Here is a 632-nt window from a genome sequence, read left to right as displayed (position 1 = left end):
ACTTGGAACTTTTTTAAAAGCCTCTTGGCTTTCTTTTGACTGCTTTGGGTGCTTAGAACGGCTTGTGATCCAGCTAAACCCACGCTTCTTGAGCAGTTTGTAAATATGATCGGTGTGATACCTTATGTTGAACTGGTCATAAATATACTGAGCAATATCTTCCCCCATTAATCTGCCTCCTTCTGAAGAACTTGCTGACTGTTTTATATAATCTGACAGTGTGTTTAGTTGTTGTGAGGTTAATTTAGCTGGACGACCTTTAATCGGTTTGTTGTTCAAGCCAGCAACACCATTGTTAAGGTAGTTTGAAACCCATTTATTGACACTGCCGCGCGCTGTATTTAGCCGCTTAGCAATATTCGTTCTGTTTTTCACCCTCAAAGAATAATGAAACAGCAAGCAGGCGTATGCGCTTTCTTGCATTAGGCTCTTTACGTGATAAAGCTAAAAGTTGCTTGGATTTTTCTAAGTTCAATTTAGTAAAAGTAGATAAGTATCAGTGTGCTAATTATACCAATCTGCATAAAGATTAAGTCAATTTTATCCAGTCTCTAGAGCATATGCTTTTAACCGTATCAGGAACAGAAATGAATTTATTCCACGCTTGCGAAACCTGTTCGACTATTTCTTCA

At 38.1% G+C, this 632-nt stretch carries 1 protein-coding gene; it reads right to left on the bottom strand.

Annotated features, from left to right (window positions below):
* The coding region (locus H5187_RS23915; RefSeq protein ID WP_182798515.1) for a winged helix-turn-helix domain-containing protein at positions 1 to 423 on the bottom strand (423 nt) is incomplete at its 3' end.
* Positions 424 to 632 lie beyond the last annotated feature (209 nt).

The organism is Pseudoalteromonas sp. SG44-1 (genome assembly GCF_014164315.1).
Classification (GTDB): domain Bacteria; phylum Pseudomonadota; class Gammaproteobacteria; order Enterobacterales; family Alteromonadaceae; genus Pseudoalteromonas; species Pseudoalteromonas rhizosphaerae.
Note: the sequence above shows the minus strand (reverse complement) of the source record. Positions and strands in the feature narration are given on the sequence as shown.